Annotated in this window: 25 protein-coding genes, 1 tRNA gene and 1 riboswitch; of the genes, 17 read left to right on the top strand and 9 right to left on the bottom strand. The window is 62.3% G+C overall.

Annotated features, from left to right (window positions below; translation table 11 throughout):
* The first annotated feature begins 146 nt into the window (after positions 1–146).
* Both HT051_RS09440 and HT051_RS09435 read left to right on the top strand, forming a co-directional pair.
* Complete coding sequence (locus tag HT051_RS09440) at positions 147–2,084, top strand: acyltransferase family protein (protein ID WP_174541796.1); 1,938 nt, start codon at positions 147–149, stop codon at positions 2,082–2,084.
* A 127-nt stretch (positions 2,085–2,211) separates the two neighbouring features.
* On the top strand, positions 2,212–2,991 hold the full coding sequence (locus tag HT051_RS09435; protein ID WP_174541795.1) for an SDR family NAD(P)-dependent oxidoreductase: 780 nt from the start codon (positions 2,212–2,214) through the stop codon (positions 2,989–2,991).
* 22 nt (positions 2,992–3,013) lie between these two features.
* Here the strand turns inward: HT051_RS09435 and HT051_RS09430 are convergent, their stop codons facing one another.
* Together HT051_RS09430 and HT051_RS09425 are read right to left on the bottom strand one after the other, a co-directional pair.
* On the bottom strand, positions 3,014–3,334 hold the full coding sequence (locus tag HT051_RS09430; protein ID WP_246810247.1) for a YbaN family protein: 321 nt from the start codon (positions 3,332–3,334) through the stop codon (positions 3,014–3,016).
* 127 nt (positions 3,335–3,461) lie between these two features.
* Positions 3,462–4,175 carry a hypothetical protein gene (locus tag HT051_RS09425; RefSeq protein WP_174541794.1) on the bottom strand — a complete coding sequence of 238 codons (714 nt, stop codon included), beginning with the start codon at positions 4,173–4,175 and terminating at the stop codon, positions 3,462–3,464.
* A 273-nt stretch (positions 4,176–4,448) separates the two neighbouring features.
* Between HT051_RS09425 and HT051_RS09420 the strand changes: the two genes are divergently transcribed.
* Positions 4,449–5,615, top strand: a complete 1,167-nt coding sequence (locus HT051_RS09420; protein ID WP_174541793.1) for a DUF2235 domain-containing protein — start codon at positions 4,449–4,451, stop codon at positions 5,613–5,615.
* A 37-nt stretch (positions 5,616–5,652) separates the two neighbouring features.
* Here the strand turns inward: HT051_RS09420 and HT051_RS09415 are convergent, their stop codons facing one another.
* Positions 5,653–6,549 (bottom strand): LysR family transcriptional regulator, encoded by an 897-nt coding sequence (locus HT051_RS09415; RefSeq protein WP_174541792.1) that lies wholly within the window; start codon positions 6,547–6,549, stop codon positions 5,653–5,655.
* A gap of 161 nt (positions 6,550–6,710) precedes the next feature.
* Between HT051_RS09415 and HT051_RS09410 the strand changes: the two genes are divergently transcribed.
* The 4 genes from HT051_RS09410 (at position 6,711) to HT051_RS09395 (ending at position 9,594) form a co-directional block, all read left to right on the top strand.
* Entirely contained in the window at positions 6,711–7,115 is a 405-nt protein-coding gene (locus HT051_RS09410; protein ID WP_174541791.1) for a DoxX family protein, read from the top strand.
* A gap of 62 nt (positions 7,116–7,177) precedes the next feature.
* Positions 7,178–7,993: a 4,5-DOPA dioxygenase extradiol gene (gene ygiD, locus HT051_RS09405; protein WP_174541790.1), complete on the top strand. Its 816-nt coding sequence runs from the start codon at positions 7,178–7,180 to the stop codon at positions 7,991–7,993.
* A gap of 11 nt (positions 7,994–8,004) precedes the next feature.
* A complete protein-coding gene (locus HT051_RS09400; RefSeq protein WP_174541789.1) occupies positions 8,005–8,964 on the top strand; it encodes a glutathione S-transferase family protein in 960 nt (319 codons plus the stop codon).
* Positions 8,965–9,051: 87 nt separating this feature from the next.
* Complete coding sequence (locus tag HT051_RS09395) at positions 9,052–9,594, top strand: flavin reductase family protein (RefSeq protein ID WP_174541788.1); 543 nt, start codon at positions 9,052–9,054, stop codon at positions 9,592–9,594.
* A gap of 7 nt (positions 9,595–9,601) precedes the next feature.
* Here the strand turns inward: HT051_RS09395 and HT051_RS09390 are convergent, their stop codons facing one another.
* Positions 9,602–10,495: a LysR family transcriptional regulator gene (locus tag HT051_RS09390; protein WP_174541787.1), complete on the bottom strand. Its 894-nt coding sequence runs from the start codon at positions 10,493–10,495 to the stop codon at positions 9,602–9,604.
* A 118-nt stretch (positions 10,496–10,613) separates the two neighbouring features.
* On the opposite strand from HT051_RS09390, the gene HT051_RS09385 reads away from it, so the two are divergent.
* From HT051_RS09385 to HT051_RS09365, 5 genes are all read left to right on the top strand, one after another.
* Positions 10,614–11,675: an SDR family oxidoreductase gene (locus HT051_RS09385; RefSeq protein ID WP_174541786.1), complete on the top strand. Its 1,062-nt coding sequence runs from the start codon at positions 10,614–10,616 to the stop codon at positions 11,673–11,675.
* Complete coding sequence (locus HT051_RS09380) at positions 11,672–12,220, top strand: VOC family protein (protein ID WP_174541785.1); 549 nt, start codon at positions 11,672–11,674, stop codon at positions 12,218–12,220. Before HT051_RS09385 ends, HT051_RS09380 begins: the two co-directional genes overlap by 4 nt.
* 95 nt (positions 12,221–12,315) lie before the next feature.
* Positions 12,316–13,269 (top strand): aldo/keto reductase, encoded by a 954-nt coding sequence (locus HT051_RS09375; protein WP_174541784.1) that lies wholly within the window; start codon positions 12,316–12,318, stop codon positions 13,267–13,269.
* 266 nt (positions 13,270–13,535) lie between these two features.
* Positions 13,536–13,850, top strand: coding sequence for a hypothetical protein (locus tag HT051_RS09370; protein WP_246810041.1), 315 nt, complete (start codon positions 13,536–13,538; stop codon positions 13,848–13,850).
* 240 nt (positions 13,851–14,090) lie between these two features.
* On the top strand, positions 14,091–16,067 hold the full coding sequence (locus HT051_RS09365) for an oleate hydratase (RefSeq protein ID WP_174541783.1): 1,977 nt from the start codon (positions 14,091–14,093) through the stop codon (positions 16,065–16,067).
* Between the two features lie 68 nt (positions 16,068–16,135).
* Here HT051_RS09365 and HT051_RS09360 read toward each other — a convergent pair whose 3' ends face one another.
* Positions 16,136–16,567 (bottom strand): 6,7-dimethyl-8-ribityllumazine synthase, encoded by a 432-nt coding sequence (locus HT051_RS09360; RefSeq protein WP_174541782.1) that lies wholly within the window; start codon positions 16,565–16,567, stop codon positions 16,136–16,138.
* Positions 16,568–16,645: 78 nt separating this feature from the next.
* Positions 16,646–16,792: riboswitch (FMN riboswitch) on the bottom strand.
* A gap of 519 nt (positions 16,793–17,311) precedes the next feature.
* Between HT051_RS09360 and HT051_RS09355 the strand changes: the two genes are divergently transcribed.
* Both HT051_RS09355 and HT051_RS09350 read left to right on the top strand, forming a co-directional pair.
* The gene (locus HT051_RS09355; protein ID WP_174541781.1) at positions 17,312–19,318 is read left to right on the top strand and encodes an ATP-dependent endonuclease; all 2,007 of its coding nucleotides are present in this window, start codon (positions 17,312–17,314) and stop codon (positions 19,316–19,318) included.
* Entirely contained in the window at positions 19,315–21,048 is a 1,734-nt protein-coding gene (locus tag HT051_RS09350) for an ATP-dependent helicase (RefSeq protein WP_174541780.1), read from the top strand. The genes HT051_RS09355 and HT051_RS09350 overlap by 4 nt, the downstream gene beginning before the upstream one ends.
* A gap of 81 nt (positions 21,049–21,129) precedes the next feature.
* On the opposite strand, the gene HT051_RS09345 is transcribed toward HT051_RS09350, so the two are convergent.
* A tRNA-Ser gene (locus tag HT051_RS09345) sits at positions 21,130–21,219 on the bottom strand.
* 234 nt (positions 21,220–21,453) lie between these two features.
* Between HT051_RS09345 and HT051_RS09340 the strand changes: the two genes are divergently transcribed.
* Positions 21,454–22,524, top strand: a complete 1,071-nt coding sequence (locus HT051_RS09340) for a YihY/virulence factor BrkB family protein (protein ID WP_174541779.1) — start codon at positions 21,454–21,456, stop codon at positions 22,522–22,524.
* On the opposite strand, the gene HT051_RS09335 is transcribed toward HT051_RS09340, so the two are convergent.
* Positions 22,521–23,219 carry a TerC family protein gene (locus HT051_RS09335; RefSeq protein WP_174541778.1) on the bottom strand — a complete coding sequence of 233 codons (699 nt, stop codon included), beginning with the start codon at positions 23,217–23,219 and terminating at the stop codon, positions 22,521–22,523. The two genes, HT051_RS09340 and HT051_RS09335, sit on opposite strands and share 4 nt — an antisense overlap.
* Positions 23,220–23,525: 306 nt before the next feature.
* On the opposite strand from HT051_RS09335, the gene HT051_RS09330 reads away from it, so the two are divergent.
* Together HT051_RS09330 and HT051_RS09325 are read left to right on the top strand one after the other, a co-directional pair.
* Positions 23,526–23,669, top strand: coding sequence for a DUF3096 domain-containing protein (locus tag HT051_RS09330; RefSeq protein ID WP_174541777.1), 144 nt, complete (start codon positions 23,526–23,528; stop codon positions 23,667–23,669).
* 366 nt (positions 23,670–24,035) lie between these two features.
* Positions 24,036–25,103, top strand: a complete 1,068-nt coding sequence (locus HT051_RS09325; protein ID WP_174541776.1) for a hypothetical protein — start codon at positions 24,036–24,038, stop codon at positions 25,101–25,103.
* Between the two features lie 190 nt (positions 25,104–25,293).
* On the opposite strand, the gene HT051_RS09320 is transcribed toward HT051_RS09325, so the two are convergent.
* Positions 25,294–25,959 (bottom strand): hypothetical protein, encoded by a 666-nt coding sequence (locus tag HT051_RS09320; RefSeq protein WP_174540125.1) that lies wholly within the window; start codon positions 25,957–25,959, stop codon positions 25,294–25,296.
* 48 nt (positions 25,960–26,007) lie between these two features.
* Positions 26,008–26,904, bottom strand: coding sequence for an alpha/beta fold hydrolase (locus tag HT051_RS09315; protein WP_246810040.1), 897 nt, complete (start codon positions 26,902–26,904; stop codon positions 26,008–26,010).
* Between the last annotated feature and the right edge of the window lie 75 nt (positions 26,905–26,979).

Genomic DNA, 26,979 nt, shown 5'->3' with positions numbered 1-26,979 from the left:
AGAAACTTGTGCGTACACGGAAGAATACCCGAGGCAGATCCGCTCAGTTCCCCTAAGCTAAAGAAACGCAACGGCCTGCCTGCAACCGAAGCAGGCAGGAGTGGTAAGCCGCGGCCGCAAAGCCGGGCAGGGGGACTGACATCGGGATGCAGCCGCTTCGCTATCGGCCGGAGATCGACGGTCTGCGTGCCGTCGCAGTCGTCCCCGTGATCTTGTTCCACGCCGGGGTTCCGTACCTGCAAGGCGGCTATCTCGGCGTCGACATCTTCTTCGTGATCAGCGGCTATCTGATCACCTCGATCATCGCCAAGGACATCGAGGCCGGCACCTTTTCCTTCGCCGGGTTCTACGAACGCCGCGCCCGGCGCATCCTGCCGGCGCTGTTTCTAATCTGTGCGGCAAGCACCGTGCTCGGCTATCTGGTGATGAGCCCATTCGCGCTGACCGAGCTCGGCGAGAGCATGGTCGCGGTCTCGCTGTTCCTCTCCAATGTCTATTTCTATTTGCGGACCGACTATTTCGCCACGGCCGCCGAACTGACGCCCCTGCTGCACACCTGGAGCCTCGCCGTCGAGGAGCAGTACTACATCGTGTTTCCGGTGCTGCTGATCGCGCTGACCTCGATCCGCCGGATCGGGCTGCGGACGGCGCTGCTGGTGCTCGCCGCCATCTCGCTTGCCTCGGCCGCCTATACGGTTCGGACCAATCCCGCGCTCGACTTCTTCGCCCTGCATACAAGGGGCTGGGAGCTGCTGCTCGGCGCATTGATCGCCTTGAGCGCCGAAAGCCTCGCACGCGTGCCCGAACGGTTACGAAACGCTCTGGCGCTTTTGGGCCTCGCCGTCAGCATCGTCTGTTTCACCGTGTTCGACGCAGAGACGCCGCATCCGGGGCTGATCAGTTTGGTGCCCGTCGGCGCTGCCGGGCTGATCGTCGCTTTCGCCGCAAAAGAAAATGCCGCCGGCCGGCTGTTGGCGACGCCGCTGCTCGTCGGCATCGGGCTGATCTCCTATTCGCTCTATCTCTGGCATCAGCCGCTCTTCGCCTTCTACCGCCTCTATCTCGGCCAACCGGTCGGGCCGGTCGCGCTGCTGCCGCTGATCGCGCTTTCAGTGCTTCTCGCCTATCTCAGCTGGCGTTTTGTCGAGCGGCCGTTCCGCAATCGGGAGTGGATCCCGCGGCCGCGGTTGGTTCAGGTCTCGGTCGTCTTCCTGGCGCTTCCCCTGGCGGTCGGCTTGGGGCTGCAGCAGGCCGACGGTCTTCCCGGCCGGTTCGGCCCCGAGGCGCAGCGGATCTTCGCGCAGATCCAAGACGGCGTGCGGACCCGCTACGAAGGGGTGCGGCTCGGCACCTGCCATTACAATCCCAGCCATTCGGGACCCTTCCCGGAATTCCTCGCCGATTGGGATTGCCTGTCGGGCAGCCATCCGAGCCTCTTGCTCTATGGCGACAGCCATGGCGCCGACACGGCCTGGTCGCTCCGTACGCAAGGCGTGGCGGTCGGCAATATTGGCGGGGTGGCCTGTCCGCTTTATCCGACGCCGACACGTCCCGAATGCCTGGCGATGATGCGCAAGGCTGTCGGTCTGGCCAAGGCGGGTAAGGTGTCCGGCATCTTGCTCGCCAATAGCTGGGGCAAGGAGGATCTGGAGCCTGACAACCTCAAGGCGATGACTGCCTTCTGGGAACAGGCAGACGTGCCGATCCTGATCTTCAGCCAGATGCCGGAATTCACCTATCTTCGCGAGCGGCTCGCAGCCCATGCACTGCATGGTGCGCCCCTGACCGATATCGACTACGACCGCGAAAAACTCGCGAGGATCGACACCATCCTGCAAGGGCTTGCCGAAAGCCCGAACATCACCGTGATCAGCAAGCGGCTTAGCTTTTGCGGCAATGCAGCGGGACGCTGCGTGGCCTTCGTCGAGGGAACGCCGCTGCTGATCGATAGCGGCCATCTCGCGCCCCTCGGCGCGGAGCGTACCGGTGCACATATCGTGCAAGACCCGGTCTGGCAGGACTGGGTGCGCAAAGTGACGGCGCTTGAGGTCGCCGGCAAGAGCGACGGCGAAGAACCGCACTGATCGTCGAACAGCGCAAAACGCGCCAAATCTGGACGATCGGGCAAGAGGCGACGAGCTTCCGGCAAAGGAATCCGCGCGCCTAGGCATTACATCCAAGCCACGGACGTAATGACAAACGAGTTGTACGATGACACAGCAAGAAAACCGACAGAGCGCCGCGAAGACGGCGATCGTTACCGGCGCTAGCCGTGGGCTTGGCCGCAACACCGCGCTCAATCTGGCGGCGTGCGGTGCCGATATCATCCTCACCTATCATTCGAACAAGGAGGAGGCCGAGAGCGCCGTCGCCGAGATCGAGAAGCTCGGACGGAAAGCGGTCGCCTTTCAGCTCGACACCGCCGACCCGTCCTCTTTCGACGGCTTCGTCGCCGAGGTCGGTAAGACACTGAAGGCGTGGGGTAGGGAGCGCTTCGACTATCTGGTGAACAATGCCGGCATAGGCATGCTCATGCCCATCGCCGAGACCAGCGAAGCCGATCTCGACCGGCTCTACGCCATCCATGTAAAGGGACCCTATCTCCTGACGCAGAAGCTACTGCCGCTTTTGAGCGATGGCGGCCGCATCGTGAACCTCTCTTCGGGTCTTGCCCGCTTCTGCGTCCCTGGCATGTCCGCCTACGCCATGATGAAAGGCGCGGTCGAGGTGATGACCCGCTATATGGCACGGGAGTTCGGCGACCGCGGCATCACGGTGAACACCGTGGCTCCCGGCGCCATCGAGACCGATTTCGGCGGCGGTGCCGTGCGCGACAATCCCGACCACAACGCCTTCATCGCCTCGGTCACGGCTATGGGCCGGGCTGGTGTGCCGGATGATATCGGACCGATGATCGCCGATCTTCTGACCGGTCGGAACCGTTGGCTCACCGGACAGTGCATCGAGGTCTCCGGCGGCATGTTTCTTTAGGGCATCGGGGAGCCTGCGCGGCTCAGGACGGCCGGCTCAGCACATAGCCGGCGCCGATACCCATCAGCCCAAGCACCGCAAGGCTCAACAGCAAGCCCGGATGGCTGAAATGCCAGAACAGGAAGAAGCCGAAGGTCATTCCCACCAGTGAGAGGATTTTTCCTCTGCGCGGGATCGCGCCGCGTGCGCGCCACTCACGCAAGAACGGACCGAATTGCGGGTGATCGAGCAGCCAAGCCTCGAGGCGTGGCGATGAGCGGGCGAAGCAGGCGGCGGCGATAATCAGAAACGGTGTGGTCGGCAGAACGGGTAGGGCGACCCCGAGCGCTCCGATGGCGACCATGCAGAGCCCCACTGCGCGGAACACGCCGCGCTTGATCCCCGTCGATGGTCGCTGCTCGCTCACCCTTCCAACTTACATCGGCAAGACCGGCGGGGCGAATATTGCCCGTTGCCACAAGGCGCTTGCTTCAGTGCTTCAGATCCCGCGCCGTCAAAAGCGTGATGGTCGAGGGGTCGACATCCCAATAGGAGGCCTGGCCCATATCGAAGAACCAGGAGAAATCGCCGAACACCCGCCAGAACGAGGCACGCCCCTCGTTCAGCCCGTATTTTCCGCAGACCCAATTCAACTTGTCGGTGGGAAGCGCGGCCCGGTATTTCGGCTTGTAGTCGACCTCATAGGCATCCGACCCGTACCCGCCATCCAGCGCGACTTCGCGCACCTCACATTTCGCCTTCTCCGAAGCCGGCATCGCGGCAGCGGCGAGCTTGAAGATGGCTTTTTCGGGCGAGCCCTTGGCGGCGAAAGCCGTGGCCACGGTGGCGCCAGTCTTGCCTTGCCCCAACGCCGAGGTCGCGAGGCTCAAGCGCCCCGACTGTGCCCCGCCGGAAAATTTCAGCTTGGAAACCTGCCCGCCGCATTTGGCCGCGAGATACAGCAGATACGCCCCGCCCGGCATCGGGGTCTCGTTGACGCCCCATTCGCAGCCAGGTGGCGGGGCCTTCTTGGCGCCGCCAAAGGCAAGCCGCTGCATCGCCTCGCCGCTGCAGATACCCGTCGCCGGAAGCCGCGCGCTGCCATCGGAGCATGGCTTGGACGAAGCGGCGCTTGCCGCGCTCGAAACGCTAAGGAAGAGCGCAAAGGCCGAAGCCAATGAGAGAATGTGAGGGCTGAGAAACATGATGGAGGACGTCTCCGGAAAAGATGCAGGTTCGCTGGCGCCGTACGATCAGGCGGCACGGGCCTTGTGATACCGGCCAATTATTCCGGAATGAAGACCCTTTGGCGCCATCCGGGCTGAACGCTTGAACGCAATCCCCCGACAGAGCAGCGTCGCCTCTCTCGGCTTGCCATGCAAATCGATCCCGGCAAGACTGCGGGTGGTGCGGACGGGCGCCACCTATGCGCGCATTGCCGCTATGCGCCGCAGGGCCTTTCTGGGGGAAGATCGCTGATGGCCAAGAACATCGTCATCTTGATGGACGGCACGACCAATGGAATCGCCTTGCAGCGGACCAACATCCTTCGCCTTTACGGCTGCCTGAAGAAATCCGAAGAACAGCTCGTCTATTACGATCCCGGCGTCGGCACCATCGGTCCGGACGGCATCTGGTCGCGCACAAAGCAGCACACGGCAGAGCTATGGGGCATGGCCACCGGCTTCGGGGTCGACCAGAACGTCAAGGAGGCCTACCGCTTCCTCATCGAGCATTACGATGATGGAAAGGCCGCCGACACGGAGCGCGACCGTATCTATATCTTCGGCTTTTCCCGCGGCGCCTATACCGCGCGCATGCTTGCCGGCTTCATTCATGAGATCGGCCTGATCGCGCCGCGCAATCTCAATCTGCTGAACTATGCCTATCGCGCCTATAAGCGCATCGGCGCCAACCGCGAGGCGCCCTTCGCCGAGGTGCAGCTCTATGAGCGCATCCTCGAAACCGAACGTCCGCCGATCCGTCTGCTCGGCCTGTTCGACACCGTGGCTTCGGTGATCGAGCCCGGCCCCGGCATCGTGCCGCAGCTCAAGAGTCATGCTTCGACGTCGAACAACGCCAGCGTCGAGGCGGTGCGCCATGCCGTGGCCCTGGCGGAACGGCGCCGGATGTTCGGCGCCACGCTCTGGCCGGAGGATCAGCCTTATCGCCGAAACCGCTTCAGCAATGATGAGAGCGTCCGGCAAGATGCCCGCGAGGTTTGGTTCACCGGCAGTCACGGCGATGTCGGCGGCGGCCATGCTGAGGCAGAGTCGGGTCTCGCAAAGATCCCGCTTCAGTGGATGATCGAAGAGGCCAAAGCCACAGGGCTGAAGTTCAAGACCCGCACCATCAACCGCATCGTTCTCGGCACGGACGCGGACGCGCCCAAGCGCTATGCGCCGCCGGATGCCTTCGCCGCCCCGCACGACTCCATGACCTTCGGCTGGCGGACGTTGGAATATGTGCCGCTACCGACAAAGCTCAGAGGCATGGCGGGCATGTCGATTACGCGGGGAAAGGGCCGTACCATACCGCATAACGCTCGCATTCACGCATCGGTTCTCGCAAGGGCCGATGCAAAGGGCGAACTGCCGGCTCATATCCCGGCCAAGTATCGGGTCGAGGGGAATTCCGCCGATTGACCGGCCCCGGCGACGCCAAGCGAAGGATAAATCTCCGTCACACCAGCCCCGAGCGGCGGATATCCTCATAGGCGAAGTCGATCAGCGCGCGGACCTTGCGGGGCAGGGTGCGGCCCTCCAGATAGACGGCGCTGAGCGGATGCAGCGGGCTCTCATAATCGGGCAGAAGCCGCACCAAACGGCCGGCTTCCAGATCGTCGCCGAGCACGAAGTGCGGCGGGTAGGCGATGCCATGCCCGGCGAGAGCCAGATCTCGGGTCACGCGCGCACTATTCACCAGGAAACGCGTCGGCACGCTGACTGCCGTCTCTTCTTCCCCTTTGCGGAACACCCATCGCCTGGCATTGGTCCGGTTGGTATCGACGATGCAGATATGCTCGATCAGATCCTCCGGCGATTTCGGGGTCGGGTGACGGCTGAGATAGTCCGGCGAAGCCACAAGCAGGCTTTGGATCGCTCCCAGCTTGCGCCGCTTTAGCGACGAGACCGCCGCCTCGCCGATACGGAAGGCGAGGTCGATCCCCTCGGCGGCAAGATCGGCATGGGTGTCGCTCAGCCGAAGATCGATGGTGAGGCCCGGATGCGGCGCGGCAAACCGGCTGAGCATCTCCTGCACGTAAATCTCGCCGAAGGTCATCGGCGCGGAAATCCGCAAAACCCCCGAATAGCCCTTGGCGTCCTCGCTCACCGCCGACAACATGACATCGAGCTCGTCGAGCAGGGCCGGGGCTTGCGCAAGCAGCTCTTCGCCGGCCGCCGTAATGCCCACCTTGCGGGTGGTGCGCTGAAGCAGGCGCACCCCGAGGCGCCGTTCCAGCGCCGCGACATATTTCGAGGTCAGGCGGTTGGAGATGCCAAGCCGCTCCGCCGCGCCGGTGAAGGAGCCGGTTTCCGCCGTGGCGACAAAGGCGCGTATTCCGTCGATCAGATCCATGGCTGGCTACTACGAACAAAATGACGAAGGTCTTTCGCAAATATCGGCATTTCATTCTCTATCGGCAAGCCCCACCTTCGTCTCATCGCAAGCAACGCGGCATCGGACACCGCTACGATGGGGGCCAGCGGCCGCAAACTCACTGAGACGGAAATAAACCGATGATCGATATGAAGACCGCCCCGTATGCCGCGCTCCTGCTGCGCCTCACCACCGGCGCCCTGTTTCTGGCGCACGGGCTCACCAAGCTTTTCGTGTTTACCCCGGCTGGCACGGCGGGTTTCTTCCAATCGCTCGGCCTGCCGGGCTGGCTCGGCATCGCCACCATGATCTTCGAGATCGCCGGCGGCATCGCCCTGATCCTCGGCTTCGCCACGCGCATCGTCTCCGCCGTCTTCGTCGCGCTGCTGCTGGGTGCCGCCTATAGCGCGCATCTTCCCCACGGCTTCGGCTGGGCCAATGAGGGCGGCGGCTGGGAATACCCCGTCATGTGGGCCTCGGTGCAGGCTGCCTTGGCCCTGCTCGGTGGCGGCGCCTTCGCGCTCTATTCGCCGGGGCGCAAATGACGCAAGGCCGCCGCGGCGACGGCGCGGCGGCGACCCCCACATTTCGATTTGAGAGAGTCGCTATGAGTATCGCCCAATCCCTGCAAACGCTGAAAGACAGCCTCAAAGCCTCCGACCGCATGCCCGTGCTGTTCCTCGGCCATGGCAGCCCGATGAACGCCATCGAGGACAATGCCTATTCCCGCAGCTGGGCCGAGCTCGGCCGTAATCTTCCGCGCCCGCAGGCCGTGCTGGTGGTCTCCGCCCATTGGATGACGCGCGGCACGACCTTGGTGAACGTCTCGGCCATGCCGGAGACCATCCACGACTTCTACGGCTTTCCGCCGGAGCTGTTCGCCCAGCAATACGCAGCCCCCGGCGCGCCGGAGATGGCCAAGGAGGTGGTCTCCATCCTTGCCAGCCATCACGCCGAGGGCGACGAGAGCTGGGGCCTCGATCACGGCGCCTGGTCGGTGCTGAAGCACCTCTATCCGGAAGCGGATGTGCCCGTGTTTCAGCTCTCCATCGATATGACGCAAGACCTGAGCCATCACCTAGAGATCGGCCGGGCCCTGTCGGAGCTGCGCGACCGCGGCGTGCTGATCCTCGGCTCCGGCAATATCGTCCATAACCTCCGCGCCATGCGCCACGGCACGCCTTACGACTGGGCGTTGGAGTTCGACGCGCTGTTCGCCGAGCGGCTCGGGGCGGGCGATGTCAGAGCGCTTTCCGACCGGGAAGGCTTGGGCTCGCTGCTCAGCGTCGCCCATCCCTCGCTGGAGCATTACGTCCCGGCGCTGACCGTAGCCGGCGCCGCCGATCCGAAGGACCGGCTGCTGTTCATGAACGAGACGATCGATATCGCCTCGGTCTCCATGCGCAGCTTCATCTATTACTGAGGAGAGCGAAAATGCTCGTCGACGGAAAATGGACCAAAGACTGGGACCCGGTGCAAAAGGCCGATGAAAAGGGTCGCTTCGTGCGCCAGGTCTCCAGCTTCCGCAACTGGATCACCCCCGATGGTGCGCCCGGGCCGACCGGGGAGGGTGGCTTCAAGGCGGAGGCCGGACGCTACCGGCTCTATGTCGCCTATATCTGCCCCTGGGCCTCGCGCACCCTGATGGCCCGCAAGCTCAAAGGACTCGATACGCTGATCCCGGTGACGGTGGTCAATCCGACCCTGACCGATCAGGGCTGGCGCTTCGGCAGCTATGACGGCGCCGACGAAGATCCGCTCTTCGGCTCGACCTATATGCACGAGCTCTATACCCGCGCCGATCCCCATTTCACCGGGCGCGCGACCGTGCCGGTGCTTTGGGACATGAAGCAGCATGTGCTGGTCAACAATGAGAGCGCCGATATCGTCCGCATGTTCGATACGGCATTCGAGGCGATCGCGCCCTCCGATGTGACGCTCTATCCGGCGGACCTCGCCGAAGAGATCGATGCCCTCAACCCGCGCATCTACGACCTGCTCAATAACGGCGTCTACAAATCCGGCTTCGCCTCCAGCCAAGAGGCTTATGATGAGGCGGTCGCGGGCGTCTTTCGGATGCTGGACGAGCTGGAGGAGAGGCTGACCGGCGACTACATCTTCGGCGATAAGATCACCGAGACGGATCTGCGCATCTTCGTGACCTTGATCCGCTTCGATGCCGCCTATCACGGCCTGTTCAAAACCAACCGCCGGCAGATCAAGGATTACCCGAAGCTTCAGGCCTATATGGAGCGCATCCTGGCGCTTCCGGGTATCCGCGAGACCGTCAATATGGAGCACATCACCCGCGGCTATTATTCGGTGAAGGCGCTCAACCCGACCGGCATCGTGCCCATCGGCCCGGCACATATCGACGCGCTGCTGGCCCGCTAGCTCTCTCGCAGCATCGCGGCGCGTTATAGTCCCTGGAGATTAGGAGACGACGCGACACGAAACGAAGCGAGCACGGGAGAAACACCTATGGAGACGCTGCCGCTGAACAAGGCCTTCACACTGCTGGAGCCGGGACCGGTGGTGCTGGTCACCACCAATGACGGCGAGAAGAACAATATCATGACCATCACCTGGACCATGGTGATGGGCTTTTCGGCGGAGTTCGCCCTCACCACCGGGCCTTGGAACTACTCCTACACGGCGCTCACCGAGACCAAGGAATGCGTGCTCTCCATTCCGACGGTCGACATGCTCGATACGGCGGTCGGCATCGGCATGTGCTCCGGCGAGGACACCGACAAGTTCGAGAAATTCGGGCTCACGGCGGTCGAGGGGAGCCATGTGCAAGCCCCGCTGATCGAGGAGTGCCTGGCCAATATCGAATGCCGCGTCGTCGATACCGTCGACCGTCACGGAATCATCGTGCTGGAGGGCGTTGCCGCCTATTACGACAGCAAGCGCAAAGAGAAGCGCACGCTTCATGCCGTGGGCGACGGCAACTTCGTCGTCGATGGCGAGATCCTCGACCGCAAAGAGATGATGCTGGAAAAGCTCCCGCCCGGCGTCTAAAGAGCCGCTATTCTTCGGTGCTGGCGAGCTGTTCGCCCAGGTAATCCAGCAGCGCCCGCACCCGGCGGGATTCCCGGCCGCGCGGCGGAAACACCGCATAGAGATTGGTGGGCTCGGCGGTGTAGCTCTCAAGCGCGGTTTCCAGCCGTCCGGCGGCAATGTCGTCGGCAACGTCGAACACCGACTTCATCGCCACCCCGGCGCCGGCAATCGCCCAATCCTTCACCGCCTGACCGTCATTCACCGTGCGGTCTCCGGCCACCCGGACGCGAAACCGGTTCGCCCCGTCGCGAAACGACCAGAACGCCTGGCTGTCTCCGGGTGAGCTAAGCACCAGGCAATTATGGCTCGTCAGCTCGCGCGGATGGCTGGGCTTGCCGCGGCGGCGCCAATAGCCGGGCGCGGCGCAGACCCGCTTGCTGCCTCTGAGCAAGAGCCGTGCCTTGAGATCGGAATCCCGCAACGGTCCGGTGCGGATGCCGACGTCGAAACCGGCATCCACCAGATCGACCACCGTATCGCTGAGGAAGAGCTGGATACGGAGATCGGGATGCGCCTCCATGAACCGATCGATGAGCGGTGCGATACGTAAGCGTCCCAGATCGTTCGTCGCGGTGATGCGGATCTCGCCGGCAAGCGGGCCTTGCTCGGAAAACCCGGTCATCACTTCGTCGAGATCGGCAAGGATGCGGCGGCAATCGCCGAGAAAGCGCTCCCCCTCCGGCGTCAGCGACAATTGCCGTGTGGTGCGCAGCACCAGCTGCGTGCCGAGCCGGTCTTCGAGCTGCTTCAGCCCATGGGTCACCGTGGAGGGCGCCATGCCCCAAGCGCGCGCAACGCCCGACAGGCTGCCGCGATCGGCAATGGCCATGAAAAGCCGCATCAGCTTCGGATCGTCCATTGTTCATTCCAGTCGAAAAGTCATTGCAAATCATAGAGTATTATTATTTGGCACTAAAAAGATATCTGAGGCGTTACAGCCTCAAATGACCCACAGCACAGCATCTGAAGAGAAGCTTATGTTGAAGAACCACGCCCTGGTTGCCGGCGGTCTCGGCGTGATCGGCCGCAATCTGGTCACCCATCTCGCCGACGAGCTCGGCTGGCAGGTGACCGCCGTCTCGCGGCGAAAGCCCAATTTCGAGACCGCAGCGCAATACCTCTCCGTCGACCTGCTCGACGAGGCGGCGACCCGTACCGCGTTCGCCGGGGCAGGGCCTTTCACCCATGTCTTCTACGCCGCCTATCAGGAGCATGCCGATCCGGGCGAGCAGGTGGCAGTCAATCTCGCCATGCTGCGCAATTTCGTAGCCGCGGCCGATGCGGCATCGCCCGATCTGCAGCGGGTACTGCTTTATGAAGGGGCGAAATATTACGGCGCTCATCTCGGCGCCTTTCCGACGCCCGCCCATGAGGACGATCCGCGGGTCATGCCGCCGATGTTCTATTACGACCAGGAGGATTGGCTGACCGGCTTCGCCGAAGACAAGCCTCGAGACAAAGCTTGGGATTACGTGGTGCTGCGCCCGGACGTGGTCTGCGGTTTCGCCATCGGCAATCCCATGAACCTCGCCATGGTGATCGCCGTCTATGCCGCCATCTGCAAGGAATTGAACCTGCCGCTGCGTTTTCCCGGCTCGCCAATCTGCTACGGCAAGCTGGCCCAGGTGACCGATGCGAGCCAGCTCGCGCGTGGTTCGGCCTGGGCCGTGACCGAGGCTGCGGGCAACACGGCCTACAACCTTACCAATGGCGACATCTTTCGCTGGAGCCATCTGTGGAAGCGTATCGCATCCCATCTGCAGATGGATCCGGCCGAGCCGATGCCGATCTCTCTCTCCGAGATGATGGCCGATAAGGGCCCGCTCTGGGATCGCATCAAGCAGAAATACGGCCTTGTCGATGTGCCCTTCGACAAGATCGCGGCGTGGGGCTTCGGCGACTTCATCTTCAACTGCGACTGGGACGTGATCTCCTCGACCACCCGCATCCGGCAAGCAGGCTTTGGAAGCGTCGTCGATAGCGAGGCGATGTTTCTCCGCCTGATCGACGAGTTTCGCGAAAGGAAGATCATCCCATGAGCGCGCAAGACATGAGCCAGCAAACCAACTTTCGCGGCATCGAACATATCGGCATCACCGTGCCCGACCACGCCGAGGCGGTCGCCTTCTTCGTCGAGGCCTTCGGCGCCGAGGTTCTCTATTCCCTGACCGATAAGAGCCGGCCGCCCCTCAGCGGCGACGCTATCGGGTCCAAAAATGGACTGCTCAAGAGCACCGCCATCGTCGCGGTCTCCATGCTCCGCTTCGGCAACGGTCCCAATGTGGAGCTCTTCGAGATCGATCGTCCGCGCAGCACGCAGAATGCGAGCATTTCGGATATCGGCATCAGCCATTTCAGCATCACCGTTGAGGATATCGACGCCGCCTCGGAAAGCTTCGCCGCAGCCGGCGGCACGCTTCTCGAAGGCCCATACCCCTTGACCGATCAGGAAGAGGGGCCGGGCAATCGCGGCCGCTTCGGTCTTGCCCCTTGGGGCTTGCTCATCGAGTTGGAGCAGCTCCCCGCACCGATGACCTATGACGAGGGCGCCAGCACAACTCGCTGGCTGCCCGCACCGCGCTAGCGCCTTCCAAGACCACACCAAGCCTAAACGAGGACCGTCGCCACCGCCTTTGCCGCGGGACCGGCGCCACGGTCCGAACCAGAAGGAGACCGAAAATGGAAAAGAGAAAACTTGGAAATACCGGTTTCGACATTGCCCCCATCGTATTCGGCGGCAATGTGCTCGGCTGGACCATGGACGAAGCGGAAGGCTTTCGCGTGCTCGACGCCTTTGTCGATCACGGCTTCGACGCCATCGACACCGCCGATGTCTATTCGGCCTGGGTCGACGGCAATAAAGGCGGCGAATCCGAAACCATGCTCGGTAAGTGGTTCGCCGCCCGGCCGGGCATGCGCGACAAGATCACCTTGTTCACCAAGGTCGGCTCCGATATGGGCGGACCCGGCGAGAAGGGACTTTCGGAGGCCTGGATCCTCAAAGCCGTCGACCACTCGCTGAAGCGCTTGGGGACCGACACCATCGATGTCTACTTCTCCCATTGGCCCGATCCCGAAGCGACCCATGCCGAGACCCTTGGCGCTTACGACAAGCTGTTGAAGGCGGGGAAGATCCGCGCCATCGGTGCCTCCAATTACGACGCCAAGCTGCTGAGCGAAGCTCTGGCCACGGCAGAGGCCGAAGGATTGCCAGCCTATCAGGTGGTGCAGCCGGAATATAACCTCTACGACCGCAGCGCCTATGAAGGGGCGCTTCAGAAGCTCTGCATCGAGAAGGGGCTCGGCGTGGTCACTTATTTCAGCCTCGCTTCTGGTTTCCTCAGCGGCAAATACCGCAGCGAAGCCGACCTTAAGGGCCGTAAGCGTGCAAGCCGCGTGGAAAAATATATGACCGAACGGGGCATGCGGCTTCTCGACGTGATGGAAGATGTCGCTTCATCCCATTCCGCCAAGCCGGCCGAAGTGGCGCTTGCTTGGCTGATGGCGCAAGACGGCGTCACCGCGCCGATTGCCAGCGCCACCAATGTGACGCAAGTCGAGAGCTTCGCCAAAGCGGCGTCTTTGTCGCTCTCCGAGCAAGATCTCAGCCGGCTGACCAAAGCCGGCAAATAGAACAGCTGTCCGATCGCTAAATCCGGGGCCTTCTCGGCCTCGGATTTCGGCCATCGGCGAAGGCTAGATGATGCGAAGCGGCACGAGGCTCCGAAGACGGTTCCGAGACAGTGCCTGACGTTGAGACGCAATATCGGACCGCCTATCTACCCGATGTCAGTCGAACTGGCCGTAAGCGTCTCACGTCAAGCAACGCACTCAACGATCCTCGCCGGTCGGAGTGCGTTTTTTGTGCCGCCGGCCCGGGGAAGAGCCAGGAGACTCTTGTGGCTTTCCAATCGACACGCGACAAGACGCCAGGGCGCTTCTATCTGCTGACGTCCATTCTCTTCGTTTCTTATCTTTGCGTCGCGATTCCGCTCCCCGTCGTCCCGGTCTACGTGACCGAGACTCTCGGCCTGGGCAATGTCTGGGCAGGGCTTGCCGTCGGCATTGCCTTCCTCGCCACTATCGCGACGCGCGGCTATGCCGGTCTCGGCTTCACCGCCTTTGGCGGCGGCTTCGTTCTGGTGCGGATCCTGTTCGGTCATCTTCCCGATCGTCTCGGCGGTCTGCCAGTGGCGGTCTGCCAGTGGCCATAGGCTCGCTGGCCGTCGAAGCGGTGGGCCAGTTCCTGATCTGGAGCGAGCCCGATCCGGCCTTGGCCTATTAGCCATGTCCGCCTGCGGGCGATTCACCTCTTCTCCATCTTTGAAGCATGGAGTCGAGGGACCGGCCCTGAGCCTGCGTGCCGCAGGCAAAAGCCAGACGTGGATCACCATCTGAAAGTGCCGGAGCCAAATCCGGCACCGACGACATCTCGCCGAAACGAAGGAACCAGCATGACTGAGAAAGCCTCAACCACAGAAGCATCGGGGCCGGCCAAATTCCAAGTGGAGGCCAATGTGGGGGAGGGGTTCTGGCACAAGGGTCCGGCGGTCACGCTGCCCCCGCCGGACATGATGGGGCCTTATATGCGCAACCGTCCCGTTCCCACCGAGCCGGTCGACGGGCGCAAGGCCTGGATTGTCGGAAGCGGCATCGCAGGGCTCGCAGCCGCCTTCTATCTGATCCGGGACGGCGGCGTGAAAGGCGAGAACATCACCATCCTCGATACGCTGGATATCGCCGGCGGCTCGCTCGACGGCGCCGGCAGTCCGGAGGAGGGCTATATCGTCCGCGGCGGCCGGGAGATGAATTGGAACTACGACAATTTCTGGGACATGTTCCAGGACGTGCCGGCGCTGGAGCTGCCCGAAGGCTATAGCGTTCTCGACGAATACCGGCTGGTGAACGACAACGACCCGAACTGGTCCAAGTCGCGGCTGATGCACAAACAGGGCGAGATCCGCGATTTCTCGACCCTGGGTCTCAGCAAATCCCACCAATGGGATCTCCTGAAGCTGCTACTGAAGCGCAAGGAAGACCTCGACGACATCACCATCGAGGAATATTTCAGCGACAGCTTCTTCGAGACCAATTTCTGGTTCCTCTGGCGCTCGATGTTCGCCTTCGAGAATTGGCAGAGCCTGCTGGAAATGAAGCTCTACATGCATCGCTTCCTCGATGCGATCGACGGGCTGCACGATATGTCGGCCTTGGTCTTCCCGAAATACAATCAATACGACAGCTTCGTCGTGCCGCTCACCCGGCTGCTGAAATCAAAGGGCGTGAAGATCCAGTTCGACACGCGCGGCTACGACCTCGACATGGCCGAGGAGGGGGGCAAGCGCACCGTCACCGCGATCCGCTGCAAGGTCGGCAGCAAGGACGAGATCATCCCCGTCGGCCCGAAGGATATGGTCTTCGCGCTCACCGGCTCGATGACCGAAGGCACCGCCTATGGCGATAGCGACACCGCGCCGGTGCTGGACCGCGGCAACACCGATCCGGGCGAGGATAGCGACTGGACGCTCTGGAAGAACCTGGCGAAGAAATCCCCGGTCTTCGGCAAGCCGGAGAAATTCTACGGCAATGTCGCTGGCTCCATGTGGGAATCGGCGACCCTGACCTGCAAGCCCTCGCCCTTCGTCGACAAGCTGAAACAGCTTTCCGTCAACGATCCTTATTCCGGCAAGACCGTCACCGGCGGCGTCATCACCTTCACCGATTCCAACTGGGTGCTGAGCTTCACCTGCAACCGGCAACCGCATTTCCCGGACCAGCCGGACGATGTGCTGGTGATCTGGGTCTATGCGCTGCTGATGGATAAGGAGGGCAATTACGTCAAGAAGCCGATGCCCGCCTGCACCGGGAAGGAGGTGCTGGCCGAGCTTTGCTATCACCTCGGCATCGCCGACCGGCTCGACGAGATCGCCGCCAACACCAAGGTGCGCTTGGCGCTGATGCCCTATATCACCGCGCAATTCATGCCGCGCGCAGCCGGCGACCGCCCCCATGTCGTGCCCGAAGGCTGCACCAACCTGGCGCTGCTGGGCCAGTTCGTGGAGACCAGCAACGACATCATCTTCACCATGGAATGCTCGGTGCGCACAGCGCGCATCGGCGTCTACACGCTTCTAGGCCTGCCCAAGCAGGTCGCCGATATCAGCCCCACGCAATACGATATCCGCAATCTTCTGAAGGGCGCCCGGGCGCTCAACAACAACGAGCCGTTCCCCGGCGAACGGCTGCTGCACTGGCTCCTCGGCAAGACCTACTACGCCCATATCCTGCCGCCGCTGCCGGAAAAACAGGAGACCCTCCGCGCCCATGCCGAAGCCGAGCTCTCCCGGCTTCTCGGCAAGGGCAGCGCGCTCGCCGGCAGCGTGCTCGCCTGGCTCGATCAGCTGCGGGAAGGGCTGCGCCCGTCGAAATAGGGGCGCATCTCAAAACGCGTTGCGACTTGGCGGCTGCAGGGGCGCATCGGCCCAGCGCCGCCAAGAGCCTAGGCGAGCTCCCGATAGAGTTCCGCCACACGGAGAGCGGCCTCGCCGGCCTCCTTGCCCTTCTGGACGAAGTGCTCCTTGTAGATCCGGCGGTGGTGCTCGGTGTCCTGGAAGGCGTGCGGCGTCAGCGAAACCGAGAGCACCGGAACCCCGGTCTCCAGCCCCGCCTGCATCAGCCCGTCGACGACGGCCTGGGCGACGAATTCGTGCCGGTAGATGCCGCCATCGACGACAAGCGCCGCCGCAGCAATCGCACCGTAGCGGCCGCTTTTAGCAAGCGTCTTCGCCAGCAAAGGCAGCTCGAATGCGCCGGGCACCTGAAAGATATCGACCCGGTCTTCGGGCACGACCTCCAAAAATCCGGCAAGCGCCTGATCGAGGATTTCGGACTGCCAGCTCGCTTTGAGGAAGGCATATCGGGTGTGTGTCATGTGATCTCCTTGTCGAACGACACGTCACCCAAGGCGATCACATGCAAGCGCGCCCGCAAGACAAAGCAGGGGCGCGCCGCACATTCTCTTCCATCCGGACTATGACCGTCGGCTCAGGAGTTGCACCTGATCTGCTGACCCTTCCTAAGAGGAAGGCGCTCGCGGGCTCTGCGGCCATGGCCGCTCACCGCCGGTGGGGAATTTCGCCCCGCCCTGAGAACAGCTGCAGTCTTGCGATTTCACGCCGCAGCGCAAGACCCAAGCGACGGCCACGTCGTCGCGGGATCGGGGTTTTGCGGGATCTAGCAGTGCGAGGAAGTCACGGCACCGAAGGCGGAGGGCTGCGCGCGGGATAGCGATGAGAACGAAGACTACGCCATAGACCGTAGGAAGGAGGGGCCGGATACCGTCTTGATGGTGCCGTAACAACACGAAATACATTCAGGGGTTGAGCGAATACTCACGCCCCATTCCAGAACTCCGGGGTGTTATTCGAAGAGGCTGGAAGCGGCTATCGGATTGTCTTGAGCGCCGTGGCGGCAATATGGGACAGTACAGTTGATCTGGTTCTGACGAAAAGACGTAAGCCGCCCTTCATCCATAAGTTGCAACGGAGGTGTTGCGCCTTAGGTCAGCTATTGGAGATACAATTTCGGCGGCTACGAAAGCCGCTATCCGTTATTTGCAATAACTAACAGGTGCCATCGCCGGCGCGTTGCGGAAGGAATGCACCGAGGGGGGAGGATGTACTTAAAGAATATCACGCTACGAAATTTTCGTTCGTTTGATGAAGGCGAAGTCGAACTTCAGGAGGACCTCACGGTTTTTGTCGGCGAGAACAACAGCGGCAAAAGCAATGCGATTGATGCCATACGCCTATTGACACAACCTCTTGGTGGCCGTCGGGAGATCTATTGCGAACCGACGGACGTGCGATTCCAAAGTCCCAAAAAGGGGTTCGAACTCGAGGCCCTCTTCGCCGGGCTCGACGCGGGGCAGCAGGGGCGCCTGATCACAGCCGCGACAGACGCTAGTCTGATCGAAGCACTCTTTGGGCTACGATTTGGCGGCACAATAGGAGATCGCCCCAGTCTTTGGGCCGGGAAGTTCGGCAACACGCCCGAACCCGGTTGTCACGACATGATCCGGCACGTCTACCTGCCGCCACTACGCGACGCCAAGCGGGTCCTGGCGTCAGGCAATCCGACCCGAATCATGGCCCTGCTCAATCACTTTCTTGATGACGCGGACGCCGCGGATCTAGCTAAGCATCTTGCCCGTCCCACAACCCATAAGGTCCTCGATAAAATCGATAAAGCGGTGGCAAAGGGACTGTCAGCACTGACAGCAGGGGTGCGCCCACAAGCAGCGGCGCTCGGTTTTGCCTCGCACGAAGATCTCGTCGAAATCGCCCGTGACCTGCGCTTCAAGCTCGCTGATCACGGTGTTGATCCTGAAGATCTGCAGTACTCGGGACACGGCTTTGCGAATCTCCTCTTCATGGCGACGATCGCGGTTGAACTAGAGAATGTCAGTAAATCGGACCTGACCCTCTTCCTAGTTGAAGAGCCCGAGGCACATCTACACCCACAATTGCAGGCTGCCGTCCTGGAGTTCCTGAACGAACAAGCCGTCAAGTCTCGTGCGAACAAGCCCAAAGAGGGGCCCGCCGGCCAAGTACAGGTCATCGTCGCTAGCCACTCTCCCAATCTCTCGGCCTGGGTCAGCAGCAAGCAGCTGGTGGTGTTCAAGTCGGTCAACGCCCCAATTGCTAAGGCCGAAGCGCCAACTGCAAAGGAAGCTGCGGAGCCGGACCAGCCACCCCAAGTCGACGCCGCGGCATTCGAAATGCGGTCATCAGGAAAGGCTGATCCGGCAGTGGATGAGGAGCTGCTCGAAGGATTTAAGGCGATGACGCGGCGATCGACGCGGTGCATTCCGCTGGCGCATGTCGCTCTTGCCAAAACGGATCGCAGGAAGATTGATCGCTATCTCGATGTCACCAAGGCCGCGCTTCTGTTCGGCGGCAGGGTGTTGCTCGTCGAAGGTATCGCTGAAGCCTTGCTTCTGCCAGTCATCGCCAAACATCATACACTTAAGGATACACCCGACAAACTGCGCCTCTTCCGGTCGGCCGTATTCGTTCCCATCGATGGGGTCGATTTCCTTCCCTACGCCAAACTTCTGACAGCAACTTTGAACGGCGCCCGAATATCGGAGCGGGTAGTTATCATGACCGACGGAGATAAGGGGAAAATTAAGAAAGAGGGCGAAAACGCAGACGACATTAAGGACCAGGAAAACGAAGCCGAAGATGCCGAAGCCGGCCCGCTCGGCAGCAAGGAAGATCAGGTCCCAGAAGACGCATCCGCTGAAGCTAAATCCGCACTCTTGCCCGGCGAAAAACGCAAGGTCGACCTCGAAAAGCTAGCGGTGAAGAACCGAGCGTCCGACTGTCTCACGGCGATCACCTCGACCTACACCTTGGAAACTGAGCTATTGGAGGTCGGAAACGCGGCCATCCTCCGTAAGGCGTTCCTGACCCTTCATGAGCGCTCGGCGAAGAAGTGGGACGCGGCGGTTCAACTCGAAGGCGATACGCGCGCGGAGAAGCTGGACGAGATCTTCAAAGCGTCCCGCAAGGGCGACTTTGCGCAGATCCTGGCGGATCTGATCGAATCCAATGATCCTAAATACCCCTTCACCGTTCCCCAATATATCGAAGACGCGATCCTGGCGGTGGTGGCATGACAGCAACGGCTTTTAATCCGACGTCCGAGCAGGCAGCGATTATCGGACGCGACGGCCATGCGTTCGTGCGGGCGTGCCCCGGAGCCGGTAAGACTAGGACTATGGTCGAAAGAGCCCGGGCCCTGCTCGCCGACCAGGCTGGTCACCGAAGCGTGGCGTTTCTGTCGTTCACGAATGCCGCTGTCGACGAGTTAACAGCGCGTCTGGCGATGTTCGGCGCGCTGCCCACTCCGATATTCCCAAACTTCATCGGAACCTTTGATCGCTTTCTTTGGCAATTCTTCATCGTGCCCTTCGGCGTCGATGGGTGTTCGGCGGCGCCCAGGTTGGTGCCGGACAAGAAGGACTGGGTCGTCAAGCCGCCATACAACAAAGCACGAGCCCTGACCCTCGACTATTTTAACCGTCAAACGGGTGCGCTGATTAAGAGCAAGGCGAACGACATCGGTTTCAAGCCGAAGAATGGCCCTGGCGCATGGGAGACAATCGCTCGTAACATCATAGCGCGATCCGTTCAGGAAGGGCGCGTGGACTTTGACGATGTGCGCGCCGTTGTTCGAAAGCGATTGGCGGACAAGACGTTCGCTGATCGCGTCGGCGCTGCGCTTGCCGCCCGGTTTCGCGAGATCGTGGTCGACGAGGCCCAGGACTGCAATCCAGCCGACTTGGACATCATCGCCTGGCTTCGACGGTCAGGCCTGACCATTAAGATTATCTGCGACCCCAACCAGGGAATTTACGGCTTCCGCGGCGGCGTGACTGGTGAGCTAGAGGCGTTCGCCGACACGTTCGACCAGGTCGATCACCTTCCGATGAGCGGCAACTTTCGGTCCTCGCCGGCGATCTGTGCCGCGATCAGTCAATTGCGTCCCCCGTCCTCCCGGGGAACGCCCGACAAGGCGCTCGGCCGCTACAAGAGCGAGACTACGCCTGTTTACCTACTGTCCTATGGCGGGCAAGGCGTGTCTCCCCAGATCGGGTCGGCGTTTCAGGCACTGGCTATGAACCTCAAACTTAGGCCGAACGAGGCGCAGATCCTCGCAGCGACCTGGGCTAGCGCGAGCAATGCTGCCGGCCGTCGCGCCGTCGATGTACGCAACAACAAGACGTTGCTTCTTGCGCAGTCGATCATGCGCTTTCTGAACGCCTTCGAGGCCGGTAACCGTCGTGAGGCACTGGGACGCCTTCATCGCGCCGTTCTGACAATTCGCGGTCACATTGCGAATTTAGGAGACTATGGCAACTATATCACTGAGCTCGAAGTCGAGGGCAGTGATTGGCGACCGGATATCATCACCCTTGGCCAGGCGCTCGAGCCTAAGTCTGGAGAGGCCGCGGACCAATGGCTGAAGCGTGCGCGGACGCTGCTCGACAAGGATCTGGTCGGAACCTCCACGATCAACCGGCGCTTGAGGAACCATGCCTCGCTCGCGTCGCTTCTGTCCACAGAACGAGCCACGGACCTGCCCGCCCGCTCCATCCATGATGTGAAAGGATTAGAATTTCCGGCTATCTGCGTGGTCCTGTCACCGCAAACTTCCGGCCAGATTATCGGTGTCCTGACTGGTGCAAACACCGCGCAAGAAGACGTCGAGAACGCGCGCAAAATCTATGTGGCAGCATCCCGGGCGGAGCGCCTGCTCGCCATTGCCACGCCCAAGAGCCGCGTCACCGACCTCAAGACGATCTTGAACGCCGGTGGAGGAGCTGTAGTGGTCTCAGAGGTCTGACCTCATCACCTTGTTCGAATCGTAGTCAAACTGGAACGACCTCCATACCGCCGCCACTAAGCGTCCCCTGAGGCCACGGTTTGGCGGATGGGGTGGGATTCGAACCCACGAGACGCTCTCGCGCCTGCCGGTTTTCAAGACCGGTGCCTTCAACCGCTCGGCCACCCATCCTTAACGCAACGGCCCTTTACACTGCCGCGCCCCGCTTAACGTCAAGCAAAAGCCGGGGGCAGGGCCCAAAAGCTGCGCAAAAAGACCCACGCAAAAGATCTGCGCAAAACGCGCTGTGCAGAAATTGCCGCGCGAGGCGTTTTTCCCCGATTATGCGCGAGGCCGATGCGAAGCCCGGCCCGATATGGCAGACTTTGGCGCGCCAGACCAGTGGACCGAAAGTAAGCGCCGCCCATGACCACAGAGACTGCCGCCGCCACCAAGGCCGCGAAGAAGGGGGCGAAGGGCGAAGACCTCTATGGGCGGGACGCGACCTGGCCGGTGCAGATTCCTTTGCGCGGCTGGGGCCAGATCTTCCACCGCGTCTGGTATGAAAGCAGCCGGGACAATATCTCGGTCGTCTCCGCCGGCTGCGCCTTCTATGCGCTGTTTGCGATCTTCCCCGCGCTCGCGGCCCTGATCGCGCTCTACGGTCTGATGATCAGCCCCGATACCATTGAGGAGCATTTCAAGTTCCTCAACACGCTGCTGCCCGATGCGGCCTATGCCATCGTGCAGCAGCAGATCGAGCGCCTGGCGGGGGCCTCCGGCCAATCGCTGGGCTGGGGGCTGGGCCTCAGCTTGGGGCTCGCCTTCTGGAGTACCAACAACGCCGCGCTCGCCATGTTCGCCGCCCTCAATATCGCCTATGAGGAGCCGGAGCGGCGCTCAGTTCTGCAATTCTATTTCGCCGCCACGGTGTTCAGCCTGGTCGGCATCCTCGGCGGGCTGTTGATGCTGCTCGCCATCGTCTACGTGCCGAACATCTTCGCCTTCTTCGGCTTCTCCGATTTCTTCGACTATATCGTCCGGCTCGCCCGCTGGCCGTTCCTGGCGCTGGTCGCCTTCGTGCTGTTGACCGCGCTCTACCGCTACGGCCCGTGCCGCAAACCGGCGCGCTGGCGCTGGGCCAGCGTCGGCTCGGTGATCGCCACGGTGCTGTGGCTCGCCGCCTCGGCCGGCTTCTCGCTCTATGTCGCCGACTTCGCCCAATATGGCCGCATCTACGGCTCGCTCGGCGCGGTGATCATCCTGCTGTTCTGGTTCTACCTGTCGTTCTTCATCGTCATCCTCGGCGCCGAGATCAACGCCGAGCTGGAGCTGCAGACCGCCAAGGACACCACCTCCGGCACGCCCAAGCCCATGGGCGAGCGCGGCGCCTTCGTCGCCGATCACGTGGCCGGCGGGCCGACAGGTGCCATGCGCCCCTATAATCCGGAAGCCGGCGAATGGCGGGAGGATGGGCGCGGGGTCACGCCGGGCTAGATAAGATCGGGATTTTCGCGCCGGGAGTGACGCCGCCGCAGATAGCCGAGGCTCAGCACCGCGGCCGCACCGATCAGCCCGCCGAAGAGCCAGACATTGTGGTGATGCGCCGCGTCGAGCTGCTCGGCGATGAACGGATCGGAGACGATGATCTCGCCGGCAATCCAGCCGAGCAGGGCGCCGCCGGCCCAGACCACGATGGGGAAACGCTCCACCGCCGCCATGACGATGGCCGCGCCGGCCATGATCAGCGGGATGCTGACGATGAGCCCGAAGACCAGAAGCTCCATGCTGCCGCGTGCCGCGGCGGCGATGGCGATCACATTGTCGAGGCTCATCACGATATCGGCGACGGCGATGATGCGCACCGCGCGCCATAGCGTGTCGCCGCATTCGACGTGATCGTTTTCCTCGCTGCAATCGGGCGAAAGCAGCTTGATGGCGATCCAGACCAGCAGCAGCCCGCCGAAGATCTTCACATAGGGGACGGTCATCAGCGTGGTCACCACGCCGGCGAAGCCGATCCGCATGGTGATTGCCACCAGTGTGCCGAGCACCAGGCCCCAAAGACGCTGATTGGCAGGCAGGTTGCGGCAGGCGAGGGCGATGACGACGGCGTTGTCGCCCGAAAGAAGAAGGTCGATCCAGATGATCTGCAGGACGGCCAGCAGGAAAGTCGGATCGTCGAATATCATTCTAGCGTCTTCCCCTCGCCACCGGGTCAAGGCTCGATCTCTTGGCCCGATCCCTTGCCGTGCCTACCGGCTGCAGGCGAAGACAGCAAGGGTATGACCGATATGGGGGTTTCGGCGCCAAGTTTGAAGGAAGCGGGCAAAAACCGTCCGATTCCCACCTGTTGCCGGGCGGCGCCAGACATCGAATGAAACATCCACAAGGCGCTGACGAAACGCGACAAGGCGCGATGGCTCACCTATCTTACCGCTCGCTGCCGGCAGATTCGTCATCCGTGCGGCAAACCAACCCCAGGGGGAGACATATCCATGAGCTTGGACCCGTCCTTGATCAGCCCGGGCATCGCCTTGATTGCCGGCATTCTGATCCTGTTGATGCCGCGGCTGCTGAACTTCATCGTCGCCGCTTATCTCATCATCTTCGGCATTCTCGGCCTGACCGGCCAAATGTAGGCGGCACCGGCTTCGTCCGCGACAAAGCCGCGCAAACCGCCCATTGCCGCGAAATGTTTTGTAACAAGAAGCTGCCTAGCTCGCGGGGCGGGCTTGGCCTATAGTTCTGCAACGCAACATCTTTGCGCAGGCTGCGCCGCGCTGCCCTTAGCAAAAATCGTCGCTTGACGATGACCCCGCGACAGGGCGCGAGGCGTAGAGGCAATGAAAATCGGTTGAGTTGCGCCGCTTCGCCCATGAGCTCCGCTCATGAAGCAAGACGGCAGCCATCTCTTCCTCATCTGCGCCGAAGGTTGCATCGGTTTCGCGGTTTGGACGGCAGGGGCCCAAGCCAAAACATTGCGCTCGCGGAGGGCTGGAAGATCCATGTCGGTGCGCCCGACCCTGTTGTCCATTGCTGGTGCCATGCTGCTGGCGGCCGCGGTCGGTCTTGCCGGCATGCATGATGCTTGCCGTGCGGACCAAGCCAGCGGCGAAGCGGCCGCGGCAAGCGAGTCCAAAGAGAAGAAAAACGCCAAGCAGCAGACGCCGGACGAAGCGAAATCCGCCGCCGACAACAAGGCCGCTTCGGACAAAGACGCGGCCAGCCAGTCCTATGGCTGGAGCGCGGTGCGCGACGGCGCCAAGATCAAGCTGCGCGGTTCGGTGCCCTCCGAAGAGGACCGGCGCACGGTGCTCGGTATGGCCAAAGCGCATTTCGCCGATCTTGAGATCGAGGACCAGCAGAAGGTGAAGGCCGGCGGCCCGCCGAAGGAGCAATGGCTCGGCGCGGTCAGCTTCGCCCTCAAACAGCTCACCCATTTGAGCGACGGCGGCGTGCGGCTCACCGATAGCGGTTTTCAGGTCGATGGCGCGGCCAAGAGCGCCGAAGACTATAAGCAGCTCCGCCAGGCGCTGACCGGACCGTTCCCGACCGGCCTCAGCATTCAGGGTAGCAAGGTCAAAGCCCCGGTTGCCGATCCCTTCGTCTTCTCCGCCGCGCTGGAAGCGAACATCCTCACCTTTGCCGGCAATGTGCCGAGCGAGGAGATGCATAAGCGCATTCTGGATTTCGCCGAGGCCGCCTTCGGCGGCGCCACCTTGAACGACAAGCTGATGGTCGCCTCCGGCGCGCCGAAGCGCTGGGACGATGCGGCACTCGCCGCGATCGCGGCGCTCAGCCGGCTCAATGAGGGCAAGGTCACCTTGTCCGGCTCGGAGCTGACCATCGACGGTATGGCGCCCGACCGCAGCACGGCGACTGAGCTCTCCTTCCAGCTGCGTAAGGATCTGCCCTCGGTGTTCCACTCCTCCGAGACGATCCGGTGGAAAGAAGCCGGGACGCAAGGGGACGTTGCCAACACGATTCTTCCCCGCATAAAAGAGATTGCCGACACTGAAGGTCTCGCCCTGGATCGCGTTCTGCCGTCCTTCGGCGGGAACGGGGGGCGTTAGTCGGCCAAGCGCGGGCCTGCGCGCTTGCAATACTGCTGCAATATACAACTGAATAGCTGTCCAAGCGGCGGGGGAGCCGCTCCTCACACACGCATAACTCAAAGAATGAATGGAAGCTCATGAGCGATCTTTCTACGACCACATTGATTCTGGCGGCTGGAATCGTGGCCTTGGTTTTCGTCAGCTGGCTCTATGCCCGGCAGCAGCGAAAGCGCGGCCCGATCGGCGGCGATAAGACCACCACCACCGCTGCGAGCACGGCAGCAACTGCCACCAAGACGGAAACCGCACCGGCGCAAGCTGCGGTGAGCGCCGTGAAGGCTGAAAGCGTTGCTGCGCCGGAGAAGACCGAGACGCCTGCAAGCACGGCCGCGGCGGAAGCGCCGAAACCGGCAGCGAAGCCGCGCACCGCGCGAAGCACGGCGACGAAATCCGCCACCGCCAAACCTGCAGCGGCGAAAAAGCCGGCGGCCAAGACACCTGCTGCCAAGAAGCCCGCTGCAAAGAAGCCCGCTGCAAAGAAACCGGCAGCGCGCAAAACCACCGCCCGGAAAACCGCTGCCAAATCCACCACCAGCAAAGCCGCGGACACCAAGACCGCCGCCGCGAAACCGGCAGCGGCCAAATCCACGGCAGCCGCAAAAACCGCCGCGAAGCCGGCGGCCAAACCTGTTACGCGGAAGCCGGCAGCCAAATCCACCGCAACGAAGTCGACGGCAACCAAGACCACGACAACAAAGACCACGGCGGCAAAGCGCGGCACGGCCAAAACTGCTGCCAAATCGACGACCGCGAAGTCGGGCACCACACGGCGGCGCACCACGTCGAGCCGTAGCCGCAGCACTGCGGCCAGCAAGACCACGCCGGAAAGCAACACCCCGGAAGAGAGCTAGGCTGCCAAAGCCTAGTCGTTGGCGATCAGGAATTGGGAGACGGCCTCGACCGACTCCTGGTCCTTCAAAAGCGGCGCATGCCCTTCGCCGGGGATGGTGACGTGATTTAGGTTCGGATGACGGCTGGCCATTTCGGCCACCGTCTCCTCCGACAGAAGATCGGAGTTCTGGCCGCGCAGCACCAAAGCCGGGAAGGGCGTCAGCGCCGTGAACTGGTTCCATAGCGGCGGCACGGGCTGGCTGAGATCCAGCGCCTCGAAATCCTTCTCCAGTGCCGGGTCGTATCCGGGCGCCGGCTTGCCGTCCTTCTCGTTGAAGGCGGCGCGAGCGACCTCCATCCATTGCGCATCGCCAATGGCGGAGAACGCCTTCTGGTTCACCTCCCGCATCATCTCGGCGGCATCGTCCCAGCTCTCCGGTAGCGGCATCTTGCCGACATAGCTGGCAATGCGGGCGAGCCCGCGGGTCTCGATCACCGGCCCGATATCGTTAAGCACCACCACGCCGATGGCGGCGGGGCGGATGCAGGCCAAGGTCATAGCGATCAGCCCGCCGCGCGAGGTGCCGACGATCGCCGCCTTATGCAACCCGGCAATGGCCATCAGATCGAGCACGTCATTCGCCTCGACGAGCAGGCTGTAGTTCTCCCAATCGGAATCGCGGTCCGACAGGCCGCGTCCGCGGTAATCCACGGCATAGACGTCGCGCGGATGCTCCGGATGCTGCGAGAGGAACATCGCCAGATCGTGGAAGTCGCGCGAATTCCGCGTCAGCCCGGGAAGGCAAAGGGCAGGGCGCCCCTTCTCGGCGCCGGCCGCTGGATAGACCCGCGCATAAAGCTGCAGATCGTCGTTGGAGCGGTAGAAGATCTCTTCATAGCCGTCGATCTCGACGGTCGGCTTCGGCACCGGAGCAGGCTCTGATCGTTTGCGGAAAGAGAACATCGGAAACTCGCACAGGTCCTGTTGCGAAAGGAGCGAAGC

The organism is Methyloligella sp. GL2 (assembly GCF_013341275.1).
Lineage (GTDB): Bacteria > Pseudomonadota > Alphaproteobacteria > Rhizobiales > Methyloligellaceae > Methyloligella.
Note: the sequence above shows the minus strand (reverse complement) of the source record. Positions and strands in the feature narration are given on the sequence as shown.

Coding starts and splice junctions, on each gene's coding strand:
- HT051_RS09440 (WP_174541796.1), top strand. CDS start 147: ATGCAGCCGCTTCGCTATCGGCCGGAGATCGACGGTCTGCGTGCCGTC.
- HT051_RS09435 (WP_174541795.1), top strand. CDS start 2,212: ATGACACAGCAAGAAAACCGACAGAGCGCCGCGAAGACGGCGATCGTT.
- HT051_RS09430 (WP_246810247.1), bottom strand. CDS start 3,334: ATGGTCGCCATCGGAGCGCTCGGGGTCGCCCTACCCGTTCTGCCGACC.
- HT051_RS09425 (WP_174541794.1), bottom strand. CDS start 4,175: ATGTTTCTCAGCCCTCACATTCTCTCATTGGCTTCGGCCTTTGCGCTC.
- HT051_RS09420 (WP_174541793.1), top strand. CDS start 4,449: ATGGCCAAGAACATCGTCATCTTGATGGACGGCACGACCAATGGAATC.
- HT051_RS09415 (WP_174541792.1), bottom strand. CDS start 6,549: ATGGATCTGATCGACGGAATACGCGCCTTTGTCGCCACGGCGGAAACC.
- HT051_RS09410 (WP_174541791.1), top strand. CDS start 6,711: ATGATCGATATGAAGACCGCCCCGTATGCCGCGCTCCTGCTGCGCCTC.
- ygiD (WP_174541790.1), top strand. CDS start 7,178: ATGAGTATCGCCCAATCCCTGCAAACGCTGAAAGACAGCCTCAAAGCC.
- HT051_RS09400 (WP_174541789.1), top strand. CDS start 8,005: ATGCTCGTCGACGGAAAATGGACCAAAGACTGGGACCCGGTGCAAAAG.
- HT051_RS09395 (WP_174541788.1), top strand. CDS start 9,052: ATGGAGACGCTGCCGCTGAACAAGGCCTTCACACTGCTGGAGCCGGGA.
- HT051_RS09390 (WP_174541787.1), bottom strand. CDS start 10,495: ATGGACGATCCGAAGCTGATGCGGCTTTTCATGGCCATTGCCGATCGC.
- HT051_RS09385 (WP_174541786.1), top strand. CDS start 10,614: ATGTTGAAGAACCACGCCCTGGTTGCCGGCGGTCTCGGCGTGATCGGC.
- HT051_RS09380 (WP_174541785.1), top strand. CDS start 11,672: ATGAGCGCGCAAGACATGAGCCAGCAAACCAACTTTCGCGGCATCGAA.
- HT051_RS09375 (WP_174541784.1), top strand. CDS start 12,316: ATGGAAAAGAGAAAACTTGGAAATACCGGTTTCGACATTGCCCCCATC.
- HT051_RS09365 (WP_174541783.1), top strand. CDS start 14,091: ATGACTGAGAAAGCCTCAACCACAGAAGCATCGGGGCCGGCCAAATTC.
- HT051_RS09360 (WP_174541782.1), bottom strand. CDS start 16,567: ATGACACACACCCGATATGCCTTCCTCAAAGCGAGCTGGCAGTCCGAA.
- HT051_RS09355 (WP_174541781.1), top strand. CDS start 17,312: ATGTACTTAAAGAATATCACGCTACGAAATTTTCGTTCGTTTGATGAA.
- HT051_RS09350 (WP_174541780.1), top strand. CDS start 19,315: ATGACAGCAACGGCTTTTAATCCGACGTCCGAGCAGGCAGCGATTATC.
- HT051_RS09340 (WP_174541779.1), top strand. CDS start 21,454: ATGACCACAGAGACTGCCGCCGCCACCAAGGCCGCGAAGAAGGGGGCG.
- HT051_RS09335 (WP_174541778.1), bottom strand. CDS start 23,219: ATGATATTCGACGATCCGACTTTCCTGCTGGCCGTCCTGCAGATCATC.
- HT051_RS09330 (WP_174541777.1), top strand. CDS start 23,526: ATGAGCTTGGACCCGTCCTTGATCAGCCCGGGCATCGCCTTGATTGCC.
- HT051_RS09325 (WP_174541776.1), top strand. CDS start 24,036: ATGTCGGTGCGCCCGACCCTGTTGTCCATTGCTGGTGCCATGCTGCTG.